Below are 24,491 nucleotides of genomic sequence, written 5' to 3'. Positions count from 1 at the left end.
GTTTATGATGGTCCTTTCAGAACGTTGAGCCGGGTGAGCATTCCCCGATGATAGAGTCCATCATCCGCCACATGGGGCAACACATGGCAATGAAAGAGCCACGTGCCCAAATTTGAAGGGATGAATTCGACCACTTTTATCTGAGCGGAAGCCAGGCTGATGACCCCATTATAATCCTTGTCAATGGGAGTCAGATCGTCCGGGTCAAGGACGGTCCATTTGACACCGTGCATGTGGGGCGCATGGACCTCCGCACCGACATTGGCCATGACGAGACGAACTGTCTCTCCAACCTTGGCGGTCAAGGGTTCTTCGTCCGGCGTGGATTTGGAATTGATCGTATGCGTGTCGTACCGTCCATCGCCATCTATGTCCCACTCGTCCCAGATTGTCAGTATTTCCCGATCCACCTTAGGCCAGGCAGGATCTTCGACAATGAAAAAACCATACATCCCATGGTCCATATGATTAGCCGTATCGAAGTGACAGTGGTAGAGATAATAGCCTGGTGCGGCGGGAGTCCATTCATAGGTGTAGCTCTCTCCAGGCATTTGTAACTGTTCCTTGCCCAATTCCCGGATACCGTTCCCATCCATATTGAAAGGATGTACTCCATGAAAGTGCATACTATGGGGCAACACATGCGTATTTTTAAAATGGACTCGCACCCTGGTCCCCATTGGTACTCGAATGACCGGACCCGGAACCGTGGCTTCCTGACCTTCTAATCCAAATGCCCAGACGGTCACTTCTTTTTTGGGTTGGTGTAATAGTTCAATGGTCTTTTCTTGAACAACCACGGTAAAAGCTCTGACCGGCTGCGTTTTGGCGAGTGCCGTTCCATCAAGTGCCATCGCCAACACCATCAAACCTGTGAGGTGAATAGGCCGGAGCCACTTGTTCCACCATAATTTCAGTCCCATCGCCACGCCTCCTTTTCCTGGTTGGCCCATACGCATCCAGACACTGCGGATTTCTTCATTCATGAGATCCATGGCCTCATGAGATGAGCATCATAAGGATTTACAGGACCCAATGAAAGGGTGTTTTTTCGCTCCAGAGCAATTAAGGGCACGGACAAGACAGAGACATGAGTTCACTTCCACAACGCCTTCATCAACATTCTTCAGGGCCTCATTGACTTAGCACCACACCAAAAATAGACTCAGATATCCTTCGGACATTGACTCCGACTCTCCTCTGTGGAGAAAGAGAACCCTCCAGACGGGTTGCCTTAAGAACAACGGCTCCATCATACAACCCTGTCAAGAATGGATGACGTTTTGACATGTCTCAAGAAAAGTGGCCCGTTATCTTCCATCGGCCCCATCAGGCCAGGAAAGTGATGTTGGCGTGCTTGAGGTAGTACGGAAAGCCCGAACGACCGTGTTGATCGGCTCCGCGATCGCCGTGCTCCTCCCTTTCATTCAAGGCACGGCACTCGGAGGAACTGAAGAGGGCCCCCTAAGCGGAGCCCCCTCTGTCACAACGCCGACCAAACCGTCAGGTCAACCCGTTGAGAAGTCTCCGGGGTTAAACCGGGAAATTTTAGAACAAGGAACCACCGAACAACGCGCTATCATGCGACCTGATGGATCTATACGCGTGCTGCGAAAAAGTCCTTTTACCATCGAAAACACGATTGACGGACCTCAATGGCTGCATTTGGGCGTTGAACATCGCACGCGGTACGAAACCTATAATGAACCGTTTCGGCTGAATCAGGTTGGCAGCGATCAGCAGCTCCCCCTTCATACCCTCGTGCGATTGGGAATCCGATATGATCCGATCCGTTTCTTTACGGAATTTATCGACGCCCGCGCCTTCTTAACCGACAACGGGTCCACCATTCCGGGCGGGACTGAAGATCAAACAGACATCCTCCAACTTTATGGGGGCTTGGGCTCGTCGAACCTCCTCGGACTCGGAGTCCCGGCCGAACTCACGATTGGACGGTTCACCATGGATTTCGGCAACCGACGATTGATCAGAAGAGGAAACTTCCGGAATGTCCCGGTTTCATTCACTGGACTGCATTTGGCCTTGGGAGAAGAGGAATTCCATCTGCGAAGCTTTGTGGTCGAACCGGTATTCCAGTATGAGAATAAAGGCGATACTGAAGAACACGGAACGATGTTCTGGGGATTTTTTCTTGGACAGCGACAGATCTCCTGGCTCCAAAGCGATTTGTATGTGTATTTTCTCAATGAAACAGATCGCCCGCCCAATACCGACAGTCGAAGACGTCATTTCCAGACACCCGGGTTACGCATTTTTAAGCCGAATGCCGTCGGACAGATGGATTACGAAATTGAATCAATCTGGCAATTCGGGAATCTGGCGAAAGCACCTGGGAGCTCTCAGACGCTTGATCATTTTGCCCATTTCCAACATGTTGAGGTCGGCTATACCTTCGACATCCCTTGGACCCCCCGCTTTTTGGTCCAATATGATTATGCCAGCGGTGACCGCAATCCCAACGACAATAAGGATGAACGATTCGATACTCTCTTTGGAGGTGTGAACTTCGAGTTAAATCCGGCTGGTATTTGGGGCCCCTTTCGACGGTCGAATATCAACTCGCCGGGGTATCGTCTGCACCTGACACCCAGTAAGAATTTTTCCTTCTTTGTGGCGCATCGTTTTTTCTGGCTTGCCCAAGCCAAGGACCAATGGGTCGGGACGGGGCTACAAGATCGCTCAGGCAAGGCGGGAAAATTTTTGGGACAACACTTTGAGGCACGAACTCATTGGATCGCGACAGAAAACGTGGTATTTGAAACGGGCTTGGCGTATTTATTGAAGGGAAGTTTTATTGAAAATCTGCAACAACCGGGAAAACCCAATAACAAGAATTCAACGTATTTCTATGTTTCAACGACATTGACGTTTTAATGCTGTCAGAGTGGGATGCCATTCGAGGGCAACAGCCCGGTCGTTCAACGGGCGTGTAATAATCGGTGGCAAGTGATCAGCTTGTTACCCACCTGAAAGGGGCCAGGCCCTTTGGATTCTGAATCAGAATAGGGGCGCCTTGTCCGGGTCATGCCCTTTCGGATAGTCATGAATTCGATCGGGAAAATCCGGACGAGGCTGGCTCAAAATGAATGCGGCTAGATCATAGGCCTCATCCTTCGTAAGCGTGTCTCCCTGGTCTCGCGGCATGTTCTGTCTGATGAATGCAGCGAGCGTGGGCATCCGTGCCATCCCAGCCCCATTGTTAAAAGAAAATGGACCCCACAAGTGAGGGGCAACCGCGGTTTCTTCGTTATGAAGCCCATGACACACCGCACACTTCGCCGTAAACAGCTTCTTTCCTTGGGTTGGATCCGGCGGGCGGGTTGGCTCAATGCGTGGGAACCCACGTTCTGGGATTTCAATTCCAACTGGAATCCCCTCAGACAGCCAGGCCATGTAACTCACCAGTGCCGTCATCTCCTTGCTGTCATACGGGAGAGGCTTGCCATTCATACTCCGCCGGAAGCAGGAATTAATACGCATTTCGAGGGTCGTGACCTTGTCATTCTTTGTTCGATAGATGGGATATAGGGAATGCAGACCTACGAATGGGGCGGCATGGGGAGTTCGCCCGGCACCAAGGTGGCAATTCTGACACGTCAAACTGTTTCCGACATACTCTTTTACATGCTGCTGCGTGTGCACAATAAGTTCAAATCCATACCGGATAGCCTCGCCCTTCGGCCCGGCGGGCACATCATCGACTGAAGGAAGCGTACCGGTGTGAAGGAACTTTGCGGCGGGATCTCCGTGGATGACATCCGTCGCCTTCTTAGAATTGCCTTCCGCTCCACCCGCAAAGGCCAATTCGAATGGCGAAAAAAGCACCACGATGAAGAGAGCGAGTAGAAAGACAGGAATCCTCCATTCAGATAGACCTGTGCGGACCATAACACCCCCCTTCTTTTGACCGATCACCTACCTCTGCTGGGTCTGTTGAAAAAAGCCGCCAGCGGCGTTCTCGCCATTTTTCCGAGCTCACGTACTAAGCGTACGCTCCGCGCGAAAAAACGCCTGCGGCCTTGCTGGACGGACTTTTTTGAACCGACCCGTAGCCTTTGATGAGTAATCTAATCCTGCGCAAATTTGCCCTTGAACATCCTTATTATTCAACACTCCCCTGCTTGACAGTTGCTGAGTATAAACCAGGCCAAAAGTACGGTAAAGTGACACGCCGCTTCGGTCCATTCCTGCCACAAGACTGCCTTTTAACCCCTGTTTGCTAGGCGAAAAGATTGTTTACCCAGGATGAAATGAGGAGGATCCGGTCGGCTTACCGCCAAGAGAACGTGAGTAAAACTTCCAAAGACACAATCCGGACCGTTAAGGGAAAAACGATTCCTCTTTGTATATGAATGGACACGACACGTGAAAGCGCTAGTCCAGCCACTCGTATAATTCATTGGCATCAAGGGCTTTCGCCCACAACCATCCTTGTCCTTTTTCGATCCCAATAGCCCGAAGAAAGGCCGCTTGTTCTGGAGTCTCAATGCCCTCGGCAACAATATCCACCTTGAGAATAGTGGCTAAGGCTGCAATCCCACGCACCAGGCGTTCCGCCGCAACATTGGTTCCCAACTGCTGAATAAAGGATTGGTCAATTTTAAGGGTATCCACTTCCAAGTCAATGAGTTGTTGCAGCCCTGAATGCCCGGTGCCGAAGTCATCAATGGCCACTCTGGCACCCAATTGCCGAGCCAGGCGGATGGCATCCCGGCCTTTCTTATTGAGTGCTTGCCGTTCCGTGATTTCCCCTGTGATCTGTGAGAGATGGGGTATTAACCCTAATTTTTTCAGCACCGGCAAGATCTTGTTTTTCCCCATCACAATAGGAGGCAGATTCACGCTCACTGAAAACGTGGGATGTTCGAGCAGCAGAGTGCCTAAATCCGCTTTAAGACAGGCAAACATACACGTGGTTAACTCTAAGGCTAAGTCTTCCTGTGATTCGAACTCGTCAATGACGGGTTCTATACTGATCTCACGTCCCTCATCCGCTCGCCAACGGGCAAGGGCTTCACAGCCAACGATTCGATTGGTGGTGAGATCGATGATCGGTTGATACTTAGCAAACACGGAAGACCGAATGGTATTAGGAGAAATAGTTGACATGAGTGGTGAGCGTATTTGTATATGGGTTGTATCCTCAAGATCCAGCAGGTGATGAAATCCTACCGCAATTAGCTAGACCACGGCGAGCAAGCGATCTCTCTCGGCCCTCACATACGATCTCTCGTCCCAAATATACGAGACAACGTTAGAAGAGTCATACCAACACAACGCTTGGGTTGTTCAAACTAGTCTATCCAACTGAGCGACAGGCGCCAAGCTTGCTGTTAAAAATTTGTGGTGGTGATACGAGGAGAGGGTGTCTTAACGGAGTATTTGGTCGGGGCGAGAGGATTTGAACCTCCGACATCCTGCTCCCAAAGCAGGCGCGCTACCGGGCTGCGCTACGCCCCGACTCTTGTGCTAAATGGCGATGTGGGGTGAGAAGACTCTTGGCATAAGTGACCGCTTGAGCGCGATGGCTTATGCGATTTTTTTCTGCAAAGGTCATCTCGGCTAGTGTTTTTCCTAGTTGAGGAACATAGAATACCGGATCATACCCGAATCCACCCGTTCCATGAAACTCCTGGGTAATAATTCCCTCTAACACGCCTTCAACGGTTTCCGTTTCTCCATCCGGATTGGCCAGCGCCACCACGGTAATAAAACGGGCGGTTCGCTGCTCCGAAGGCACCCCGTGTAATTCCTGCAACAGTTTTTGACAATTGTCCTCGTATGTTGCATGCTCGCCGGCGTACCGGGCCGCATAGACCCCTGGACGTCCCTGTAAGGCATCCACTTCCAACCCGGTGTCGTCGGCCAAGGCCCAGTGTCCGGTAAATTTGGCTGTGGCCACGGCCTTTTTCACGGCATTGGCCTGACAGGTAAGCCCATCCTCATCAACAGCCGGAAAATCAGGAAATTCATTCAAGGTGAGCATAGGAATCCCCACATCCTTGAGAATAGATTGAATTTCCTCAACTTTATGCCGATTCCCGGTTGCCAGCACTAAAGAGTCAATGACCATCACCCTTATCCAACTTAGGCAATAGAGCCGATAAGCTCCTTCTGCAAAGTAATCAAGCGTTGAATCCCTTCCCATCCCATCGCCAAAAAATCATCCAGATCTTTTTTGGAAAATGGAGATTGTTCGGCGGTTCCTTGCACCTCGACCATCCGCCCATTCCCGGTCATGACTAAATTCATATCCACGTCCGCTTGAGAGTCTTCGTCGTAGGCCAGGTCTAACCGGATTTCCCCGGCAATCTTTCCAATACTGATGGCCGCCAAATAGTCCAGAAGCGGACATTGTTTGATCAGACCTTTCTCTTTTAGGGTCGAAAAAGCATCAGCCAGAGCAATATAGGCTCCCGTGATCGAGGCGGTCCGTGTTCCCCCATCAGCTTGAATCACATCACAATCAATCCAAATGGACCGTTCTCCCATTTGATGCATATCCGTGACAGCCCGGAGCGATCGTCCCACCAGCCGTTGGATTTCCAGGGTTCGTCCGCCCTGCTTGCCTTTGCTGGCTTCACGGGACATCCGGTCATGGGTCGACCGGGGCAACATCCCGTACTCAGCGGTAATCCAGCCCTGTCCTTTGTCCCGTAAAAAAGGCGGCACTTTTTCTTCCACCGAGGCCGTACACACGACCTTGGTCTCTCCCATTTCAATCAGCACCGACCCTTCGGCATATTTGGTAAAGGGGCGGGTAATTTTGACAGGCCGCAGTTCATCCGCCCGTCGATTATCTGTACGCGGGATACTAAGTGTCGGTAACATCATTCCTCACATTAAAAAAAAAGGGTTGAATTATAAAGAGGGCTCCTGCAAAACACAAATGCACCACACACCTTGTCCACATGAGATTGAAAGAGTGGCTGATCTATTTGGATGGCGATGACGTACAATCTGCATCTTGAATCTTTGATAACCAGATGAATCATTTTTTACGATCCTGAACGACATACCATCGAAAGAACAGCAATCCTGCAATGATCACACTCACCAGGACAACAAACACGTCTTCATGAGGAAAGAGATAGGGCATGGATGCTAGGCTTCGGCCGAAATGACCAGGGTTTTTCGGGTTGCATTCATTGACTGAGATAGGGACTCATGATAGATTCGGTCTCCCTGCCAGGCCACCATGCACGATATCCGAATCCTTAGCGACCAACTCGACTCTCTCCGCTCCCAACTCGGTGCCCGGGCTGGCGATATTCCATGGGAAACCGTCCAGACCCTAGCAGACCAACGACGTGTCCTCATCACCCAAACCGAGGAGCTTCGCCACCAGCTCAAAAAAGGATCGGATCAGATTGCCGAACTCAAGCGTAACAAACAACCGTGCGAGGATGCCACAACCGCGCTTCGCGAAATTCGCGACCGCATCCAGACCATGGACGTGGAATTACGCACCACCGAAGAACAATTACAAGATCAGGCCCTCAGAATTCCCAATATTCCTCACGAATCGGTTCCGCCGGGGAAGGACGAACACGAGAACGTTGAAGTGCGACAATGGGGCACCCTTCCGGAATTTTCCTTTCCAGTCAAATCCCATCAAGACCTGGGAGAAGCCCTTGGCATCCTCGATTTCAAACGGGCCACAAAAATTGCCGGAGCCAGATTTTGCGTGTCGATGGGCCTTGGCGCGCTATTGGAAAGAGCGCTGGCTAATTTTATGCTTGATTGCCATACCCAGGTACATGGCTACACGGAAGTGCTTCCGCCCATGCTCGTCAACCGGCCCTCCATGACCGGAACCGGCCAGTTACCCAAGTTTGCCGAGGATCTGTTTCATCTTTCGGAAGAAGATTTCTTTCTCATTCCCACGGCTGAAGTTCCCGTCACCAACCTGTTGCGAGAAGAAATCCTGGACGCAGAGCAACTCCCGTTACGCCTTGTGGCCTATACTTCCTGTTTTCGACGGGAGGCTGGATCCTATGGTAAGGACACCCAAGGCCTGATTCGCATGCACCAATTCCAAAAAGTGGAACTGGTCAACTTTGTTCGTCCGGAGGACTCCTATGACCAACTGGAACGCCTGACACAAGCCGCGGAATCCATTCTCCAAAAATTGGGACTTCCCTATCGTGTTGTCGCGTTATGCTCCGGTGACCTGGGATTTTCCGCCGCAAAGACTTATGATCTTGAAGTCTGGCTTCCTTCGCAGCAACGGTATCGAGAGATTTCATCCTGTAGTAATTTTGACGCGTTTCAAGCCCGTCGAGCCAATATCCGATTCCGTTCAAAAAAGGACAAGCCTCAATTCCTCCATACACTCAATGGCTCAGGCCTGGCCATTGGACGCACCGTGGTCGCCATTTTAGAGAACTATCAACAAGCCGATGGCACCGTGCATATACCTGAAGTCTTGCAACCCTATATGAATGGAGTCAGCGTCATTCGTCCGGTTCCTTTTCCATAAGTGAAATTTTGATGAACCTTATCCCCATGTGGGATCTTCGAGTTCGTGGATGACCCAAAAATTCAATAGACTCCCACCAAATTTCATTAGGCCAAAGAGTTCACATTCCTGCCACAGTCGGCTACTATAAGCTTGAATGGAGATGAGCCTTGTGAGATTCATTGCATACCGTGTCAAACGGAACGTCTTGTCAGGTCATTGGAGTTAGGGCCGCAATTGAGTGAGAATCAGTCCTACCAAACAATCCTCAAGCTTTTGACACTAAATAATTCGGAGGGGTGCTAGAGTGGTCGAATAGACCGGTCTTGAAAACCGGCGTCGTGCAAGCGACCGTGGGTTCGAATCCCACCCCCTCCGCCAGCCAGTCTACAGCAAAATTAGTGTCTCTCCCCATTTCGGAAATACTTTTAACAAGTCCGCGGGTTAGGCTCCTCTGGGGCCACGATGGATGCTCTCTCGCTCAATCATATATCTCTGATTGGTCCCTTATTCATGCAGAATTCTCTGGAGGGAATTTGACGGTCCCACTGCGCAGTGTTTGGTGGGACCTAGAGAGACTTTGACCGAGTCCACACTCACCATCTCTGTTCTCTCTGGGATCACAGTCGCGAGGAAGGAATAAAACCAAAAAACTTCCGTTGCGCGGCCCACTCCAACGGAATGGGACGACGAAACGGCTCTAGCGTGAATGCCGGCGGTTGTTGCCCCATGAGAATCGCGTCGATCAGATCGGGAGCCAGAAAACTCAATCGCAGCACTCGCATGACATAGCGGCGAGTTAACCCTTCTCGTTGGGCTAAGGCCTGAACGGTAGAAACCTTTCCTGCCAGTAACTCGTCTTTCCACTGCAAGACCCGACCCACCGCGGCCACGAATCCTGCATGGGGTTGGACATGGGTTCGCACCGGGGCTCCGTTGAGTCGCAGTTCCGTTCGTCCCCCTCGCCTCGTCATCACCCAGGGGACTTCTAATACACGGGCTTGTACCTGCCTCATCTCACCATCACATCCTGTTCTGGGTTGATTGAGCCTTGGTCCACTGTAGTTGTTGGGTTAAAGGTGATGCGAAGCCGATCGACACTCACCTCAACTCGCGTCAGACGCTGCCGCCACCCCGCATGCTGTTCGAGTTCATCGAGGCTGTTGACGTGGTTAACCCAGTCTTCTGACCCTTCTTCATCCTTCACCGCCTCCATGCAGGCATTGGTCACTGCCTGCTCAAGAAGTTCAGCGGGCATCCGACGGATCTGACTGGGATGCTCTTCCCGAAATTGCAAGACGATTTGATTGACATAATACCGATAGCCGCGTGAACCTTTCCGCCCCTGCATGGGACTGAACCGATTGCCTGCTGCATCAAACAGGAGGCCTTTTAACAAAAAGGGCGTCCGCACGGACGCACCCCGTTGCCAGGCCCGATGATTGGCTTTGAACAAGGCCTGCGTTTGTTGCCACACGACTTCATCAATAATGGCGGCGTGGTTTCCTGGATACGCCTCCTGACGATGCACAATCTCCCCACGATAAATCCGGTTATGCAGCAAATGATAGAGATGCCCACGGGCAAACGGGCGTCCGCCGCTCGTCCGGCCGGCCCGACTGCGATAGACTTTTGTCCGCGTGCCGTCCTTCCGGAGTTCTTGAACAAGAGGCGACACCGATCCCACCGTGAGATACCGCTGAAAAATGTGCTGGACCACCTGCGCCTCCTTCTCATTGATGATGAGCTGTCGATCCTGCACGTCATACCCTAACGGGGGCAGCCCTCCCATCCACCAGCCTTTCTTCTTGGACGCCGCAATCTTGTCGCGGATGCGTTCCCCCGTCACTTCCCGTTCAAACTGGGCAAAGGAGAGCAGGACATTTAGCACTAAGCGGCCCATCGAGGTGGTCGTTTGAAACTGTTGCGTGACCGAGGCAAACGCCACGTCGTGTTGATCAAAGAGCGCAATCAACTGAGCAAAATCTCCTAACGACCGCGTGAGGCGATCCACCTTATACACCACGACCACCTGAATGCGCTGCGCACGAATATCGGCGAGTAACTGTTGGAGCGCGGGGCGATCCAAGGTCGCGCCGGAATAGCCCCCATCATCGTACACCGTGTCCACCAACTGCCAGCCTTCCTGTGCTTGACTCTGGATATAGGCCATCCCGGCTTCCCGTTGAGCATCCAAGGAATTGAACGCTTGCTCCAACCCTTCCTCGGAGGATTTGCGAGTATAGACGGCACAGCGCCGTTGAGGAGGCGGAAGGGCCATTAATCCGACTCCTTCGATTCGTTTTGTGGTTTGGTTCGACGTAACCCGAAAAAGGCCGGGCCATTCCAGCGCGTACCCGTGATCCGCCGGGCGATCTCCGACAGGCTCGCATAGGGCTGCCCTTGAAACTGATAGCCTGTCGCGTCCACCGTGATCGTATACCGTTGGCCTTGCCAGGTTTTGAAGAGCACGGTGCCGGGAGCCGGGCGTGGGGCCGCGCCCTTCTGTCCCGACCGGCCCGCGTGACCGACGGTCCTGGTCGCCTTGAGCTGGCGCTGGGTCATCAGGCTCAGGCCTCCATGCTGCTCCGCTTGACGCTGCCACGCTAGCGTGTAGAGGAGGAACTCACGGCCAGTGGTCAGCGACGGAGGGCCTCCAAAGGTCTGAGTCCACTCCCTCACCAGGGTTGAGGTGGTCATGTGCCGCAGAGCGGATAAGCCCGGTGGTTCTTGGGGATTCATCGCCGCACTCCTCCCCCAATGGACGCTTGCCGAGGCCCCTGCAGTCAAGGGGGCGCTCGGCCAGAGGAGAGAAACCCCCAGTCCCAGGCCCCTTAAAACGACCGACAGCCGGCCACCCGATAGCGGCGCTCCTCCCGCCAGGTCAGAAACTGGGACAGGCTATCCACCTGATCATCATGGCGGCTTCCGGGAAAGGCCAAGATCTCCTCTTGAAAGGCCTCCAACCAGGGGGCTTTCTGGGGTAGGAAAACGTGTCCAGCCTCGAGCGTCGCGGTATGCGCATGCACCCGCATGATTTTATCGCCCTGAGCGGTGACGCCAATGGGCCGAGGAAACCCTTCAATGCGATCATCCCTGATCGCTTGAATGAGGGCGGTGCCCGAGGCGGAATCTTCGATCAAAATCGTCCGGGCTCTCCATTTCAACCCTTGCGCCAGCACGGCTTTTTTGAGACTGGGGAAATCCAATTTAGCCCGGTACACCTCCAACAGATAAGAGATATTCCCCTGTTGCTGCCAGGTGGTACAGACCGAATAGTCCGCCAACTCGCTCACCTTAGAGGCCGTATCCCACGATTGAATGATCCGATCCTTTCCTGCTCGAAAAGCCGGCGGTTGGTCGTACCGCGGGAACCACTTCCACTTGACGAGGTTCCCCTCCTCCGGCATCGGCCGCTGGAGGTATTGGGCCGAAAAGGTCAGACTCCCGATATTCTGGCGAATGGTCTGTAACACCGCCGCCGATTCGCGTTCCTCATGCAAGGCATCCTCGGCGGCCCGCCCCACCTCCCGCCCCGTGGTGAGCGTAAAGCGTTGCTCCCGGTCGGCAAGGGCCGGCAGATCCAAATGTTCCCATGGTTCTTTCTCCAGTACATGCGCGACGAGATCATCCACATGCAGCCGCTGCATGACCACAATAATCACATCGGTGGCTTTGTTATCCAACCGCGAATAGAGCGTCGTGTCGTACCATTGCTTCACCCCTTCCCGTTTCGTCTTCGAGTAGGCATCTTGCGGTTTCAACGGATCATCAATAATGATGAGCCCGGCGCCTAACCCGGTGAGGGTCCCGCCAACCGAGGTGGCATACCGCATTCCCTTTCGCGTCGTCTCCAGTTCGAGTTCCGCACTGCGTTGGAGCTGGGTGCCCGGAAAGAGCTGCCGATACCAGAGACTGTCCATCACGGTCCGACAGTCTCGCGCCAGCTTCGTGGACAACTCCGCCGCGTAACTGGCACAAATGATCCGTCTGGTGGGATCGCGTCCCAAGACCCAGGCCGGCAGGGCCACAGACGTACAGATCGACTTGAGACTCCGCGGCGGCACCGTGATGAGCAAACGCCGAATATCCCCCCGCACACATTGCTCCAACCGATCAGCCATCAGGTCAATGTGCCAGTTGGGCAGAAAGGGGTTCCCGGGCGTCACGCTCTCAAAGACCTTGGCAATAAAGGGCGAGAGCTGTTCACGCAGGAGCGCGTCGAACACGACCTGATCCTCCCCGCGTCTCATGCCGCACCTCCTGGGTGGGAGGGCGCCTCGTGCGCCTCCCGCATCTGCTGCAGGGCGCGCTGAAGGATGGCACGATCGGTTGGGGAGACGTCGGTGAAATCCTCTTCCTGTCCCTCTTCCGCCAGGTACCGCTGGTACCATTTCGTCATCACTTCAATGGCACGCAAGTCGCCCTTCAGTGCTTGCTCCATCGTGCGTTTGACGAGGGTGCGCTGTTTGGTGATCGTGTGGACCTTTTGCCCTTCCGTCACCCGGATCAACTCCTGTAATTCCGCCTGTACATCACTCGCAAAATTGCGGTGGCCCCTGGGGCGGCCCTGCGGATTGCCCGACTGCCCCTTCTTGAACTGATGGTGTTTGGGAGGCTGTTTATAGCCTACCGGCTCATCAGGCGCGCTCATGGCCACGGTCCTCCTGCATCTGCGTAAACGTCAGACCCGTCTCGGCATGGTGCGCCGTTTGCCCAGTGGCGCGCTCCCATCGGCGCACCGCCGTATCCACATACCGCGGGTCCAATTTCATGAGATAGGCGCAACGCCCCGTCTGCTCCGCGCCCAGCATGGTGCTGCCACTGCCGGCACAGCTATCGAGAATGATCCCCCCACGATGCGAACAATCCTTGATGGCATCGGCAATCATCGCCACCGGTTTGACCGTGGGATGCAAGGCGAGCAGCTGTTCCCGATCCGCATGAAAGGAGTTACTGCCCGGATAGGACCAGACATTGGTCCGATACCGCCCATGTTGCCCGAGCTCAAAGTTATTGATGTGAGGCGCCGTGCCGTGTTTGGCCACCAACACCAGTTCATGTTGCGAGCGATAGAACGTGCCCATGCCCCCATTGTCTTTGGTCCAGACACAGAGATTTTTGATGGTGGGATAGACCGACCGGGCCGCCGTCAACAGTTCATACAAATGGCGCCAGTCCATACATAAGTAATGAATGGCCCCCTCCACACTCTGCTGCGTAAGCTGGGTGAAGAGGGACTGCAGAAACGTCGTGAAGTCGGCTTCAGACATTTCCCCAGAGGCCATCGCAAAATTAGGATGCTGCACGGCCCCCAACCCGCACACATGCCCCCCAATGGGCACATTGTAGGGCGGATCAAGGAAGACCATCTGGGCCAACTGCCCCTCCATCAGAAGCAGAAAGGCCGCCGGATCCGTGGCATCCCCACACAGCACCCGGTGCGGGCCCAGGAGCCACAGATCCCCTCGCCGACTCACCGGCGGCGTGGTGGGGGGAGGCTCGTCTCCGGGGTTGGGGTCGTCCCCATCGGGGTCGTCGTCATCCGCTGAGAGACTGTCCATCAGCAGGTCAATCTCCGCCGTGGAAAAACCGGTAATCGTCAGGTCACAATCCAGCTCTAACGCCTGGAGTTCCTGAAACTCCAACGCCAACAGCTCGCGATCCCACCCTGCCTGTTCCACCAATTTATTATCGGCGAGGAGATAGGCTCGTTTCTGCGCCTCGGTCAGATCGGCGAGTCGAATGGTGGGAACGTGCGTCAGGCCCACCTGCTTGGCGGCTTCCAGACGCCCGTGGCCCGCGAGAATCCGGCCAACAGGACATCCAAAATAATAGGATTACTTCCTTTGTCCACCAACAGATAAAATATGAGTAGAAGCCCCCTGGCCTGGCAAAAGTTTTTCAATACTGGTGTTTGAAAAAGTAGCGAATAAACGTCAACCCAAAGATTAAGTCGTACACTTCAGTCGAGGTTTTTCCCCTTTTGCTCCATAGCCTTTCTCAAGCTAAGAGGCCGCATGTCCGTCCAAATCTCATCAATGTAAGTGAGGCATTCGGTTTTAATACCAGACTTGCCGACCTCCTCCCACCCAGACGGAATATCACGATCAATTGGCCAAATTGAATATTGCTCCTCATGGTTAATTACTACCCGATAGATCGTCTTGTCATCATCTTCAAACATTTGGTTCCCCTTTCAAAGCAAATGTACATTTAAAAATTTCGACGAACATCCGCAAGCCAGGCCGACAAGCTTGCTACTGTCGAAGTTTTGAAGAGTTGCTGAAGAGGCACTTCAACACCAAAAGCTTCGCGCATCCTAGATACCACCTGCATGGCAAGCAGCGAATGTCCTCCCAACTCAAAAAAGTTTTGATGCCGTCCGATCTCAACCACATTCAGTACTTTAGCCCAGATGCCAGCCAACACCGTCTCGTCACCCACGTGCAACGGTTCGAAAGAATTGTCCACCGTTAGTCTGGCTGATTCCGCAACCGCCTGACGGTCAATCTTTCCAGACGGCATTACAGGAAGCGCCTTCACGAGGCGAATAACGGCGGGCACTTCGACGCTTGGCAATCGATTAAGTAGGTAGGCACGAAGCTCATCGATTTTTATCGTGGTCCGCGAGACGACCATTGCCGCCAGAACAGGTTCACCACGAAGCGGAATAGACAAGGCCACAGCTGCATCTGTTATGTCGGATCTCTGTTTGAGAATTGTCTCGATTCCACCGAGTTCAATGCGGTTTCCTTGAAGCTTGACCTGGTCATCGATACGTCCACCAAATTCAAGCTCACTCCCATTACAGCGGCGTCCCCAATCTCCGGTTCGGTAAAAACGGGAACCTGATGGTCCAAATGGATTCGGGACAAAACGATTAGCTGTTTCACTTGGCGTATTCAGGTACCCACGAGCCACGCCTACACCACCGACGAAAATTTCCCCCAATACGTTATCAGGCACTGGCTCCAGGTTTGAATCAAGCAAGAAAGCAACCGCTCCTGGAATAGGTTGGCCAATGGGAACTGCCTGTAAATTGGATTCCAGAACACACCGCCAAGATGTCACATCAATTGTTGCCTCAGTCGGCCCATACATGTTCAACAATTCTGCATCTAATCGCGCAAAGAATCGTCGTGACAAATCCATGGAAAGCGGCTCCCCTCCGCAGTAGACACGCCTAAGCTCCTGGCACCGATTCAGTCTAGGTTCGTCTAAAAGAGTTCGAAGCAGAGAAGGCACAACCTGGATCGCAGAAATGCGGTTCTGAGAGACCACCTCCACAATATCACTGGGGCTTCGCTTTGCAAACGCCGGGCAACTAATTAGGGAGGCGCCTGCGGAGAGAGGTCCTAGAAGCTCCCAAAGAGAGGCATCAAAACTCACATTCGTTAAATGGAGTACGGAATCTTCTTGATTCAATGGGTACATTGACTGAAGCACGTTAATATGGTTGTAAAGGCCACGCCGTGTTGCGACCACCCCTCTTGGACTTCCAGTTGAACCTGATGTGAAAATTATGTAAGCGGCCGTTTCTTCATGTGCTTTAGCCAGCGGAACATGGGACTGGGAGTCGGGAATATTCGGCGGCCTATCGAGCAAAAGCTTTCTGCCATGAAACCAGTCAAAACGGTCCAATAACTCTGTCGTGGTTAGCAGTATGGTGGCATTCGTTTCCTTAAGAATAAACTCCACACGATTATTTGTAGAGTGCGAATCAATAGGAACGTAGGTTCCACAGGCGCGGAGTACTGCTAGAAGGCCAACTACAATATCACGAGTTTCAAATGCGCAAAGGGCCACACGTACTTCAGGACCAACACCTGATACACACAGCCATTCGGTCCACTTAGCTACTTCAGATTCAAGTTCAGCAAATGTAAGCAGTTTATTATGTGAGGCTAAAGCGACATCGCCGGGATGGGTTAATGCTAGTCTAGATATGGCCTCTACAGGGCACCGCTGTGGCAAAGGTGATGCCGGACCGTAGGAGGCCTTAAGCAATCTCGCTCGATCAGCCGCAGAGTTCAAGGGTAGGGATAAAACAGGGCTAATCGGCTGATTTGTCGCAGCGAACATTAAGGATCGGAATTGCCCTGCCATACGCATGCCGCTTTCCTCGGAAAAAATGTCTGTACTATATTCAAGCGAGCACACAAGACCTTCATCAACTTCATTCGCGGATAATGAAAGATCGAATTGTGCTCGCCCGTTTCCAACTACAGGAGGTAACCTGCCCGTCTTTGTGCCCAGCTTTGCAGGAGGGTTGCGGGGAAGGTTCTGAAGTGTGAAAAGTACCTGAAAAATAGGATTTCGGCCAAGTTTCCGCATTGGGCTAAGATACTCGACAATTCGTTCAAATGGCACATCCTGGTGCTGAAATGCCTGGAGGGTAGTTTCGCGAGTTTTGCGAAGCAACTCCCGAAAGGACATATAGCCGAAAACGCGCAAACGGATCGGCAAAATGTTTGCACAGAGCCCAACCATCCCCTCCATTTCGATTATGGGCCGATTTGCAGCAGGTGACCCAATAACCAGATCGCATTGCCCTCCTAGTCTATGGAGAAGAATGGCATAGATTGCAATTAGCGCCATATAGAGGGTCGCCCCCTCACTATGCGCTAGATCGCGCAAGGCAGTAACCACCGAAGGCTCGATATCAAAGCGGTGGAGCTGACCTTTGTGGGTAGCTGTGTACGTGTGGGGGAAATCGGTAGGAAGATTTATTTCTTCCGGAGCGTCAGCTAGTTCCGCGCGCCAAAAAGCTATTTGAGTGGCGAGAGCGGAACTTCGAAACGCAGATTCTTGCCAGTATACAAAGTCTAGGCACTGAAGCGGAGGATCAGGAAGAGGAGATGGATCCCCTCGTACAAATGCAGGATAGATTGCCTCAAGCTCTCTGAGGAGGAGGGTGAGAGACCATCCATCCACAGCGATGTGATGTACTGTCAGGACAAACAATTGGTGAAGGGGAGAAAGATAATATAGAGAAGCGCGCACCGGCGGTCCATATTCAAGGTCAAAAGGTTCCGAAATATTATCAGAGATCAACCTAAGCGCCTTACCTTCGGCATCAGGATCGCCGTCAAAATCATCCACAATAGTAAGATTAAATTTTCTAAAAGGGAGAACGCGCTGTCTGGGTATATTGCAGTCCAGCTCGTAAACAGTCCGCAATGACTCATGCCGACAAATAAGCTCCCCAATGGAACGCTCTAAGGCATCGACGTCAGTTCGGCCTTTCAAGCGAAGCACGGTGGGAATATGATAAGTCGGTTGACCTGGATCGAGCTGTTCAAGAAACCAAAGGCGCTGCTGCGCTGGGGAAAGCGGCCCCGCCCTTCCTTTGATACGCTTTTGTAAAAGGGCGGATAGTTTAGCACGTCGCTCATCTGCTGAGATGTGGTCGCTACTCACTGACTGTCCTCCTCGGACGACAACTCAGCTAAGAGGGAAGTCACCTCTTCGTCCGACATAGTGTCAATACGTTTTAGCAACGCAGCTTCATCCCGTCCCGCATATGCCGTAATTGGCTTAATCTTGGACTCAGCAACCAAAATTTCTTTCTCGGCTACAAGAGCAGAAAAACCGGCCAGTGATGGAGCATCAAAGAGGCTGCGCAGCGGCAAGTTAACTTCAAAAGATTTATTTACTCGAGCTATCACTTGAGTAGCTAACAGGGAGTGCCCTCCAATTTCGAAAAAACGGTCGCGGATGTCAATCTGTCGGATGTGCAACACTTGCGACCAAATCCCAGCTACTCGTAATTCAACCTGCGTTCGAGGACCTTGAAAATCTTCGCGGACCATAGATTGAGGTGAGGGAAGTTCACGGCGATTAATCTTCCCTGAAGCGCTGCGAGGCATCGACTCGAGCAAATTGATTGCTGAAGGAACCATGTATTCAGGTAGAACAGTTCTAAGGTCACTGCGAAGATCCTCGACTAAAGTTCCTGACAGGTTTACCCCAACTTTCGGAACAATATATGCGATAAGCCGCTTATCATTTTCTGCCACTTCTTTGAGCACAACCGCACTCTCAGCTACAAACCGATGCCTCCGAAGGGTTTCTTCGATTTCGCCGGTCTCGACACGGAAACCCCGTATTTTGACCTGTTCATCAAGTCGTCCTAAGAATTCCACGGTGAGATCGCTCCTAAACCGCGCACGATCACCGGTCCTGTACATTCGATTACCATGCGTCCCAAATGGGTCGGGAACAAATCGTTCCGCGGTAAGCCCGCCGCGCCTGTGGTAACCTCGAGCGCACGGCAATCCACCAATATAAATTTCTCCGGGAATATCCACGGGCGTCGGCTGAAGACCACCATCCAGAATGTACAGACGGGTGTTTGGGAGCGGCCATCCAATAGGAATGGTACCCGACAACTCTTCGTGGCCACATACCCAATGTGTCACTTCAATCGCAGTTTCTGTTGGGCCATACATGTTATGCAGCTGGACTGATAATCTGGAAAAGACACTTTCTACAACAGCCTTTTTTAGTTCCTCTCCACTAGTGTAAATTCGTTTCAAACTTGTACAACGATCCAATTCGGACTGTTGGAGAAATGCCGGCAACATCGATGGAACGAAGTGAAGGACGGTGACACCAGATTCGATCACTAAACGAGTAAGATAACCGGGATCACGGTGACCACCCGGTTCAGCAATCACAAGCTTCGCACCTGTAGATAGTGGCCATAGATACTCCCATACTGACACATCGAAATGGAGCGGCGTCTTTTGAAGTACCACTTCACCGAGTCCCATGGAGTGATTCTCTACCATCCAAAGTAAACGGTTAACGAGAGGCGCATGCTCCGTCATTACCCCCTTTGGCGAGCCTGTGGAACCCGAAGTATAGATAATATATGCAAGATTGGCGGGATTTAGTGGGACAAGAGGTGGTTTATCAATCACACCACTAATAAGCGGATCATCCAGGCAGAGAACCTCCACGCCTGTGAGCGAGTGGAAATGGACAAGTAGGCTTTGGCTGGTTAATATCAGGCAAATACCAGCGTCTTGAAAGATTTTTTCAAGACGGGCTGGTGGATTCTCGGGGTCGGCTGGAAGATAGGCACCTCCTGCTTTCCACACACCCATTATACCGACCAAGGCCTCGAAAGATCGTTCGCACACAATAGCGACTACTGTCTCAGGACCTACACCTCTGTTCCGTAGCTCTTGTGCAAGAAAGTTCGCACGACCATTGAGTTCGCCATAGGTGAGTTGAACGCCGTTGAACTCTAGCGCAATTGCTCCCGGAACCTCTAGGGCCTGACGTTCGAATAACTGATGTGCCAGAAGAAGGGGGCGTTCGACACCAGTATCATTCCACTCAAACACCATTTGTCGAAGGTCCGAATCCTCTAGCAGAGAGAAATCATCAATGGCACAGTCAGGAGCCTCCACGATCTGAGAAAGTAGCTTTTGCAGGTGTTTCACCAAGCCTATAATACGTTCCCCATCAAAAAGGTTTGTATTGTATTCGATCGCTCCCGCCAGTCCTGCCGAGGCTTCCCTGAGGAATAAGGTAAGATCGAATTTAGCTGTACCATTGCCTCCCGCCAGCTCTTGAGCCTGTTCCTGTTTCTCATGCCATTCCTGATATGCCGAATTTCCACCAAGAATAGGAACATTTTGGAAAGCGAACATTACTTGGAATATTGGGTTATGACTGAGGTTACGTTCAGGCTGTAAGACTTCAACTAGTCGCTCGAACGGTAAATCTTGATGTGCATAGGCACCCAGTGTGATTTCTCTAGTACGAATAAGTAATTCACGGAAGGAAGGTCGACCTGAGAGATCGCAACGGAGCGCGAGGGTATTTACAAATAACCCGATCAATCCTTCAAGCTCTGGCCGTGTGCGGTTAGCAATGGGAGTTCCGAGTACCATGTCAGATTGACCACTATATCGGTATAGAAGCACTGAAAACGCAGCCAGCAATGCCATGAAAGATGTTACGCCTTCACGGTTTGCTAAAGCGTGGAAGCTTTGTGCTAAGGAAGGGGCAATCTTAAAATGGTAAGTGGCGCCGCGGAAAAGTTTCGTGGCCTGGCGTGGGCGGTCCAACGGAAAATCTAATAGCGGTGGTGCGCCGCGGAGTTGAGTTCGCCACCAGGCGAGTTGCCGTGCGAGAACATCACCGGTTAGCCATTCGCGCTGCCAAATAGCGAAATCCGCGTACTGTAGTTGAAGGGGGGGCAGTTTGTGTGGCTGTCCCAAGGCAAATGCCATATAAAGATCATTTAGCTCCCGTAACACGATACCCATCGACCATCCGTCGGCGATTATGTGGTGCATGCTTACCAGAAGAATATGTTGCTCCTCGGAGAGATGGATGAGGGCTACACGAAAGAGAGGCCCTTGAACAAGATTGAACGAGCGACGGGCTTCCTCTGCAATCAGTTTCTTAGCTTCTAATTCTCGTTCTATTTCTGACCGTTGCCTCAGGTCATAAGGCGTAATAATCACATCCATTTCAGGTAGGATTCGCTGTACCGGACGTCCGTCTTCTTCATCAAAAACTGTGCGCAGCACCTCATGGCGGGAAATAAGCGCTCCAATAGCAGAACTCAGAGCCTTTTTATTAATGCTACCCAGGATTCGCATGGAAGCTGGAATATTGTAAAATGGGCTGCCAGGCTCAAACCGATCGAGAAACCACAGACGCTCTTGAGCAAAAGATAGAGGCAACGTTTCGGAACGAGCCTGCGATGTTATAGTCGGTGGTAAAATGCCAGGGGGCTCAAGTTGGATTTTTTTGATTGCAGTGGCAAGACCGCTGACTGTGGGATCCAAAAAGAACTGACGTAGTGGCACCTCCACGCGAAACATGTCGGTCAGTCTTGAGAGTACCTGTGTGGCAGCAAGCGAGTGTCCACCCAAATCGAAGAAATTTTCCTGCACCATCACCCTCTCCAACCCGAGGATCTCACCCCATACCCCTGCGATTCGCTCCTCGACCGAATTGCGGGGTGGATCCCCTCTCCCACTACCTTCGACTCGTAAGCGCTCCGGTGCAGGAAGCGCGCTCTTTGAAAGTTTCCCATTAGAATTCAGCGGCAGCTTATTCAGAAACACAAAAGCCGACGGAATCATGTAACCAGGGAGATATTGCCGAAGATTGACCCGTAACTCAGCAGCTGTAGGAGGGGTCGGCTTACCAACGATATAGGCCACCAGCCGAGGTCCGCTTTCAAGATCTCGTCGCACTATTACGACAGCCTGTTCCACACTCCTGTAATCAAGGAGTCTTTTCTGGATCTCACCAAGCTCGATGCGAATACCGCGAAGTTTCACCTGATCATCATCACGCCCGACAAATTCGAGTTCACCATCTAATGTAAAACGAGCCATGTCACCGGTTCGATACAACCGCCCCCCCGCCTCACAAGTAAAAGGATCAGGAACGAAACGGTCGGCAGTCAAACCCGGCTTTCCCTTGTAGCCGCGAGCCACCCCATGTCCGCCAATATAAATCTGACCAACACATCCTGGCGGTGAGTAATTCAAATATCTGTCAAGTACGTAAATTTTCGTCCCGAGCACGGGACGACCTAGCGGTGGAAGGCGATCGCTGCTACATGGACCGAGCAACGCAGCGATGGTGCATTCAGTAGGCCCATAAGCGTTAAAAAGCTTCCGGCCTCTTGACCAGCGCCCCGCCAGTTCTCGCGTACTGGCCTCAGCCGCAAAAACAACCGTATTCAGTTCCGCTAGATCGCCGGCTTCCATGACACTGAATGCAGATGGTGTAAGAATTGCTACATCAACGTTCCGCCTCTTCAGGAGATGAGTCAGCTCAGGGCCCGGTATCAACTTCTCGGCGGGCTCAAGAATGAGGGTAGAATAACCCCCGAGAGCAATTAAGATTTCAAAGATCCACGCGTCAAAGCTCGGGGGCGCCGCTTGGAGTACTCGGCTACCCGGCGGATGACCAAACACCTGGCCAACCGTCGCACCTAATTCCGCAAGACCCCGGTGCGGTACCATGACCCCCTTGGGTAATCCAGTGGATCCTGATGTAAATATGATATATGCAAGTTGGTCCGGTTCCACCGCTGCATTAATGATCTTTTGGGGAGTGGAAGAAATAGCCGATACAGTTTCTTCATCATCAAGACATACGATGGGACAGTTTACTGGTCCCAATGACTCTAGCTTTTCACGACAGGTCAGAAGAAGATGCACGTCGCTAGCGTTCATCATAAAGTCGAGTCGCTCTCTCGGAGTTTCGGGATCAAGGGGTAACACCGCACCCCCAGCACCTAACACACCAAATAGGGCTATTGGTGCAATAACGGACCGATTCAAAAAGAGGGCGACGACCTGTTCAGCGCCTATTCCCAGACCCATAAGAAATTGGGAAAGCTGATTCGCGCGTAAATTGAGTTCGGCATAGGAAAGCGCCTCACTTTCATCTTCTAAAGCAATTTGATCGGGATGTGCAGATGCTGCAATGTTTAGAAGATCACAAATCGAACGCCACGAATTGGACGATGCTGGTCCAGGTCGATTGAATTGATATAAGGCTCGGCGTTCAGAAGGTGTAAGCAGGGAAACCTCGCGCGCCCTTTGATCAGGATCAGCCGCAACATTGTCAAGCAGAACACAAAAATGATCGACCAAACGATCTACGGTGCCCGAGTCGAACAGATCGGTGTTATATTCAACTGCTCCCCGAACATGGCGAAAACCTTCCATCATAGCCAGTGTCAAATCGAACTTCGATGTGCCCGCTGAATGTTGGACAGGTTCATTCGAGTGAGATGCCTCCGCAGAGTCATCCGTAAGTCCGGGTTGGTTTTGAAGAACAAATGCTACTTGGAAGAGAGGATTGCGGCTTAGATTCCGGGCCGGCCGTAATTCTTCCACCAAACGCTCAAAAGGAAGGTCCTGGTGAGCTAAGGCACCAAGAGTGGTTTCTTTAACACGGCAGACAATCTCGCGAAAGGTGGGATTGCCAGAAAAATCAACACGCAGGACAAGGGAGTTGACGAAAAATCCAATCAGCGACTCGAATTCAGAACGCGTTCGGTTGGCTATGATAGTACCAACAAGGATGTCTTCCTGGCCTGAATACAAACGCAACAATAGCTGGAATGCAGCACAAAGCACCATAAACATGGTTGCCCCCTCCTGTCGCGCTAAGTCTCGTAACCGATCGGCTACTATTGCTTCCACTACAAAACCTCTTCGCGCACCTCGGAAACTAAGTGACGCAGGTCGTGGCCGATCTGTGGGCAAATCGATCACTTCTGGCGCACCATCCAGAGCGCACCGCCAATAGGATAGCAGTCGTTCGAGATTCTCCCCGCTCAGATTCCGCCTTTGCCACAGGGCAAAATCAGCATACTGAACCACAAAATGGGGTAAGGGAGAAGGAAGCCCAGCCTCAAATGCGGCCAGCAACACACGAAACTCATTCTCTAAAATATTGATGGACCAGCCATCGAATACGATGTGGTGAAATGAGAACACGACCCAATATTCTAGAGTCCCTATTTGCAACACTCCTACCCTCAGCAATGGACCGCACTCCAAGTCAAACGGGCGATTCGTCTCTTCTTCATACCAATGTTGCAACTGAATGCGTCTCTGCATTTTCGGCACGGAACGCATGTCAATCCAAGGAACAGGTATTACCAATGAAGGAGCAATCCGTTGTACCGGCATTCCATCTATAACTGGGAAAGTTGTCCTCAACACCTCATGTCGGTGGATGATCTCCCTCACCACGCGTTCGAGCACTGAGGGGTCGATCGAACCGCTCAAACGAATCGTCGCAGGAATATTATAAAAAGAACTTCCAGGCTCGAAGCGATCAAGAAACCACAATCGCTGCTGCGCAAAACTAAGCGGCAGATTTTCAGACCCGGTTCGTGGCGGGATAGAAGCAGACAGATTGTTGCTCTGATTGGCAAGTTTATTTTCAAAAAGCGCACGTTGTTCATTTGAAAGAGCTGCGATGCGATTAGTAATTTCATCCATAG

The 24,491-nt window shown here is 52.1% G+C and carries 16 protein-coding genes and 2 tRNA genes; 3 read left to right on the top strand and 15 right to left on the bottom strand.

Annotated elements, in window-relative coordinates:
• Positions 1 to 2 precede the first annotated feature (2 nt).
• Positions 3 to 986, bottom strand: a complete 984-nt coding sequence (locus PQG83_RS05260) for a multicopper oxidase domain-containing protein (RefSeq protein ID WP_312747557.1) — start codon at positions 984 to 986, stop codon at positions 3 to 5.
• 367 nt (positions 987 to 1,353) lie between these two features.
• On the opposite strand from PQG83_RS05260, the gene PQG83_RS05255 reads away from it, so the two are divergent.
• Positions 1,354 to 2,895, top strand: a complete 1,542-nt coding sequence (locus tag PQG83_RS05255; protein ID WP_312747555.1) for an alginate export family protein — start codon at positions 1,354 to 1,356, stop codon at positions 2,893 to 2,895.
• 123 nt (positions 2,896 to 3,018) lie between these two features.
• Here the strand turns inward: PQG83_RS05255 and PQG83_RS05250 are convergent, their stop codons facing one another.
• From PQG83_RS05250 to rph, 5 genes are all read right to left on the bottom strand, one after another.
• A complete protein-coding gene (locus PQG83_RS05250; protein WP_312747552.1) occupies positions 3,019 to 3,909 on the bottom strand; it encodes a c-type cytochrome in 891 nt (296 codons plus the stop codon).
• Positions 3,910 to 4,395: 486 nt separating this feature from the next.
• Complete coding sequence (locus PQG83_RS05245) at positions 4,396 to 5,130, bottom strand: EAL domain-containing protein (RefSeq protein WP_312747551.1); 735 nt, start codon at positions 5,128 to 5,130, stop codon at positions 4,396 to 4,398.
• A 274-nt stretch (positions 5,131 to 5,404) separates the two neighbouring features.
• Positions 5,405 to 5,481: transfer RNA gene (locus PQG83_RS05240), tRNA-Pro, on the bottom strand.
• Positions 5,459 to 6,094: an XTP/dITP diphosphatase gene (locus PQG83_RS05235; RefSeq protein WP_312747549.1), complete on the bottom strand. Its 636-nt coding sequence runs from the start codon at positions 6,092 to 6,094 to the stop codon at positions 5,459 to 5,461. Before PQG83_RS05235 ends, PQG83_RS05240 begins: the two co-directional genes overlap by 23 nt.
• A 14-nt stretch (positions 6,095 to 6,108) precedes the next feature.
• Positions 6,109 to 6,834, bottom strand: a complete 726-nt coding sequence (gene rph / locus PQG83_RS05230; RefSeq protein ID WP_376753573.1) for a ribonuclease PH — start codon at positions 6,832 to 6,834, stop codon at positions 6,109 to 6,111.
• A gap of 385 nt (positions 6,835 to 7,219) precedes the next feature.
• Between rph and serS the strand changes: the two genes are divergently transcribed.
• Positions 7,220 to 8,503, top strand: a complete 1,284-nt coding sequence (gene serS / locus PQG83_RS05225) for a serine--tRNA ligase (RefSeq protein ID WP_312747545.1) — start codon at positions 7,220 to 7,222, stop codon at positions 8,501 to 8,503.
• Positions 8,504 to 8,775: 272 nt separating this feature from the next.
• Positions 8,776 to 8,863 (top strand) — tRNA-Ser (locus PQG83_RS05220).
• A 239-nt stretch (positions 8,864 to 9,102) separates the two neighbouring features.
• On the opposite strand, the gene PQG83_RS05215 is transcribed toward PQG83_RS05220, so the two are convergent.
• From PQG83_RS05215 to PQG83_RS05175, 9 genes are all read right to left on the bottom strand, one after another.
• Complete coding sequence (locus PQG83_RS05215) at positions 9,103 to 9,498, bottom strand: hypothetical protein (protein ID WP_312747544.1); 396 nt, start codon at positions 9,496 to 9,498, stop codon at positions 9,103 to 9,105.
• A complete protein-coding gene (locus PQG83_RS05210; RefSeq protein ID WP_312747542.1) occupies positions 9,495 to 10,763 on the bottom strand; it encodes a recombinase family protein in 1,269 nt (422 codons plus the stop codon). Before PQG83_RS05210 ends, PQG83_RS05215 begins: the two co-directional genes overlap by 4 nt.
• Entirely contained in the window at positions 10,763 to 11,224 is a 462-nt protein-coding gene (locus PQG83_RS05205; RefSeq protein WP_312747540.1) for a DUF2924 domain-containing protein, read from the bottom strand. The genes PQG83_RS05210 and PQG83_RS05205 overlap by 1 nt, the downstream gene beginning before the upstream one ends.
• Before the next feature lie 92 nt (positions 11,225 to 11,316).
• A complete protein-coding gene (gene terL / locus PQG83_RS05200; RefSeq protein ID WP_312747539.1) occupies positions 11,317 to 12,735 on the bottom strand; it encodes a phage terminase large subunit in 1,419 nt (472 codons plus the stop codon).
• The gene (locus tag PQG83_RS05195; RefSeq protein WP_312747537.1) at positions 12,732 to 13,136 is read right to left on the bottom strand and encodes a DUF5681 domain-containing protein; all 405 of its coding nucleotides are present in this window, start codon (positions 13,134 to 13,136) and stop codon (positions 12,732 to 12,734) included. The genes terL and PQG83_RS05195 overlap by 4 nt, the downstream gene beginning before the upstream one ends.
• Positions 13,123 to 14,253, bottom strand: a complete 1,131-nt coding sequence (locus PQG83_RS05190; protein ID WP_312747536.1) for a DNA modification methylase — start codon at positions 14,251 to 14,253, stop codon at positions 13,123 to 13,125. The genes PQG83_RS05195 and PQG83_RS05190 overlap by 14 nt, the downstream gene beginning before the upstream one ends.
• Positions 14,254 to 14,447: 194 nt before the next feature.
• Positions 14,448 to 14,669, bottom strand: coding sequence for an MbtH family protein (locus PQG83_RS05185; RefSeq protein ID WP_312747534.1), 222 nt, complete (start codon positions 14,667 to 14,669; stop codon positions 14,448 to 14,450).
• Between the two features lie 29 nt (positions 14,670 to 14,698).
• The gene (locus PQG83_RS05180) at positions 14,699 to 17,905 is read right to left on the bottom strand and encodes a non-ribosomal peptide synthetase (protein WP_312747532.1); all 3,207 of its coding nucleotides are present in this window, start codon (positions 17,903 to 17,905) and stop codon (positions 14,699 to 14,701) included.
• Entirely contained in the window at positions 17,902 to 24,489 is a 6,588-nt protein-coding gene (locus tag PQG83_RS05175) for a non-ribosomal peptide synthetase (RefSeq protein ID WP_312747531.1), read from the bottom strand. Before PQG83_RS05175 ends, PQG83_RS05180 begins: the two co-directional genes overlap by 4 nt.
• Between the last annotated feature and the right edge of the window lie 2 nt (positions 24,490 to 24,491).

The sequence above is a fragment of the Candidatus Nitrospira neomarina genome (assembly GCF_032051675.1).
In the GTDB taxonomy this organism is placed as follows: Bacteria; Nitrospirota; Nitrospiria; order Nitrospirales; family UBA8639; genus Nitrospira_E; species Nitrospira_E neomarina.
The sequence above is the reverse complement of the archived record's forward strand: the minus strand, read 5'-3'. Positions and strand labels throughout refer to the sequence as shown.

Coding starts and splice junctions, on each gene's coding strand:
- PQG83_RS05260 (WP_312747557.1), bottom strand. CDS start 986: ATGAATGAAGAAATCCGCAGTGTCTGGATGCGTATGGGCCAACCAGGA.
- PQG83_RS05250 (WP_312747552.1), bottom strand. CDS start 3,909: ATGGTCCGCACAGGTCTATCTGAATGGAGGATTCCTGTCTTTCTACTC.
- PQG83_RS05245 (WP_312747551.1), bottom strand. CDS start 5,130: ATGTCAACTATTTCTCCTAATACCATTCGGTCTTCCGTGTTTGCTAAG.
- PQG83_RS05235 (WP_312747549.1), bottom strand. CDS start 6,094: ATGGTCATTGACTCTTTAGTGCTGGCAACCGGGAATCGGCATAAAGTT.
- serS (WP_312747545.1), top strand. CDS start 7,220: ATGCACGATATCCGAATCCTTAGCGACCAACTCGACTCTCTCCGCTCC.
- PQG83_RS05215 (WP_312747544.1), bottom strand. CDS start 9,498: ATGAGGCAGGTACAAGCCCGTGTATTAGAAGTCCCCTGGGTGATGACG.
- PQG83_RS05210 (WP_312747542.1), bottom strand. CDS start 10,763: ATGGCCCTTCCGCCTCCTCAACGGCGCTGTGCCGTCTATACTCGCAAA.
- PQG83_RS05205 (WP_312747540.1), bottom strand. CDS start 11,224: ATGAATCCCCAAGAACCACCGGGCTTATCCGCTCTGCGGCACATGACC.
- terL (WP_312747539.1), bottom strand. CDS start 12,735: ATGAGACGCGGGGAGGATCAGGTCGTGTTCGACGCGCTCCTGCGTGAA.
- PQG83_RS05195 (WP_312747537.1), bottom strand. CDS start 13,136: ATGAGCGCGCCTGATGAGCCGGTAGGCTATAAACAGCCTCCCAAACAC.
- PQG83_RS05185 (WP_312747534.1), bottom strand. CDS start 14,669: ATGTTTGAAGATGATGACAAGACGATCTATCGGGTAGTAATTAACCAT.
- PQG83_RS05175 (WP_312747531.1), bottom strand. CDS start 24,489: ATGGATGAAATTACTAATCGCATCGCAGCTCTTTCAAATGAACAACGT.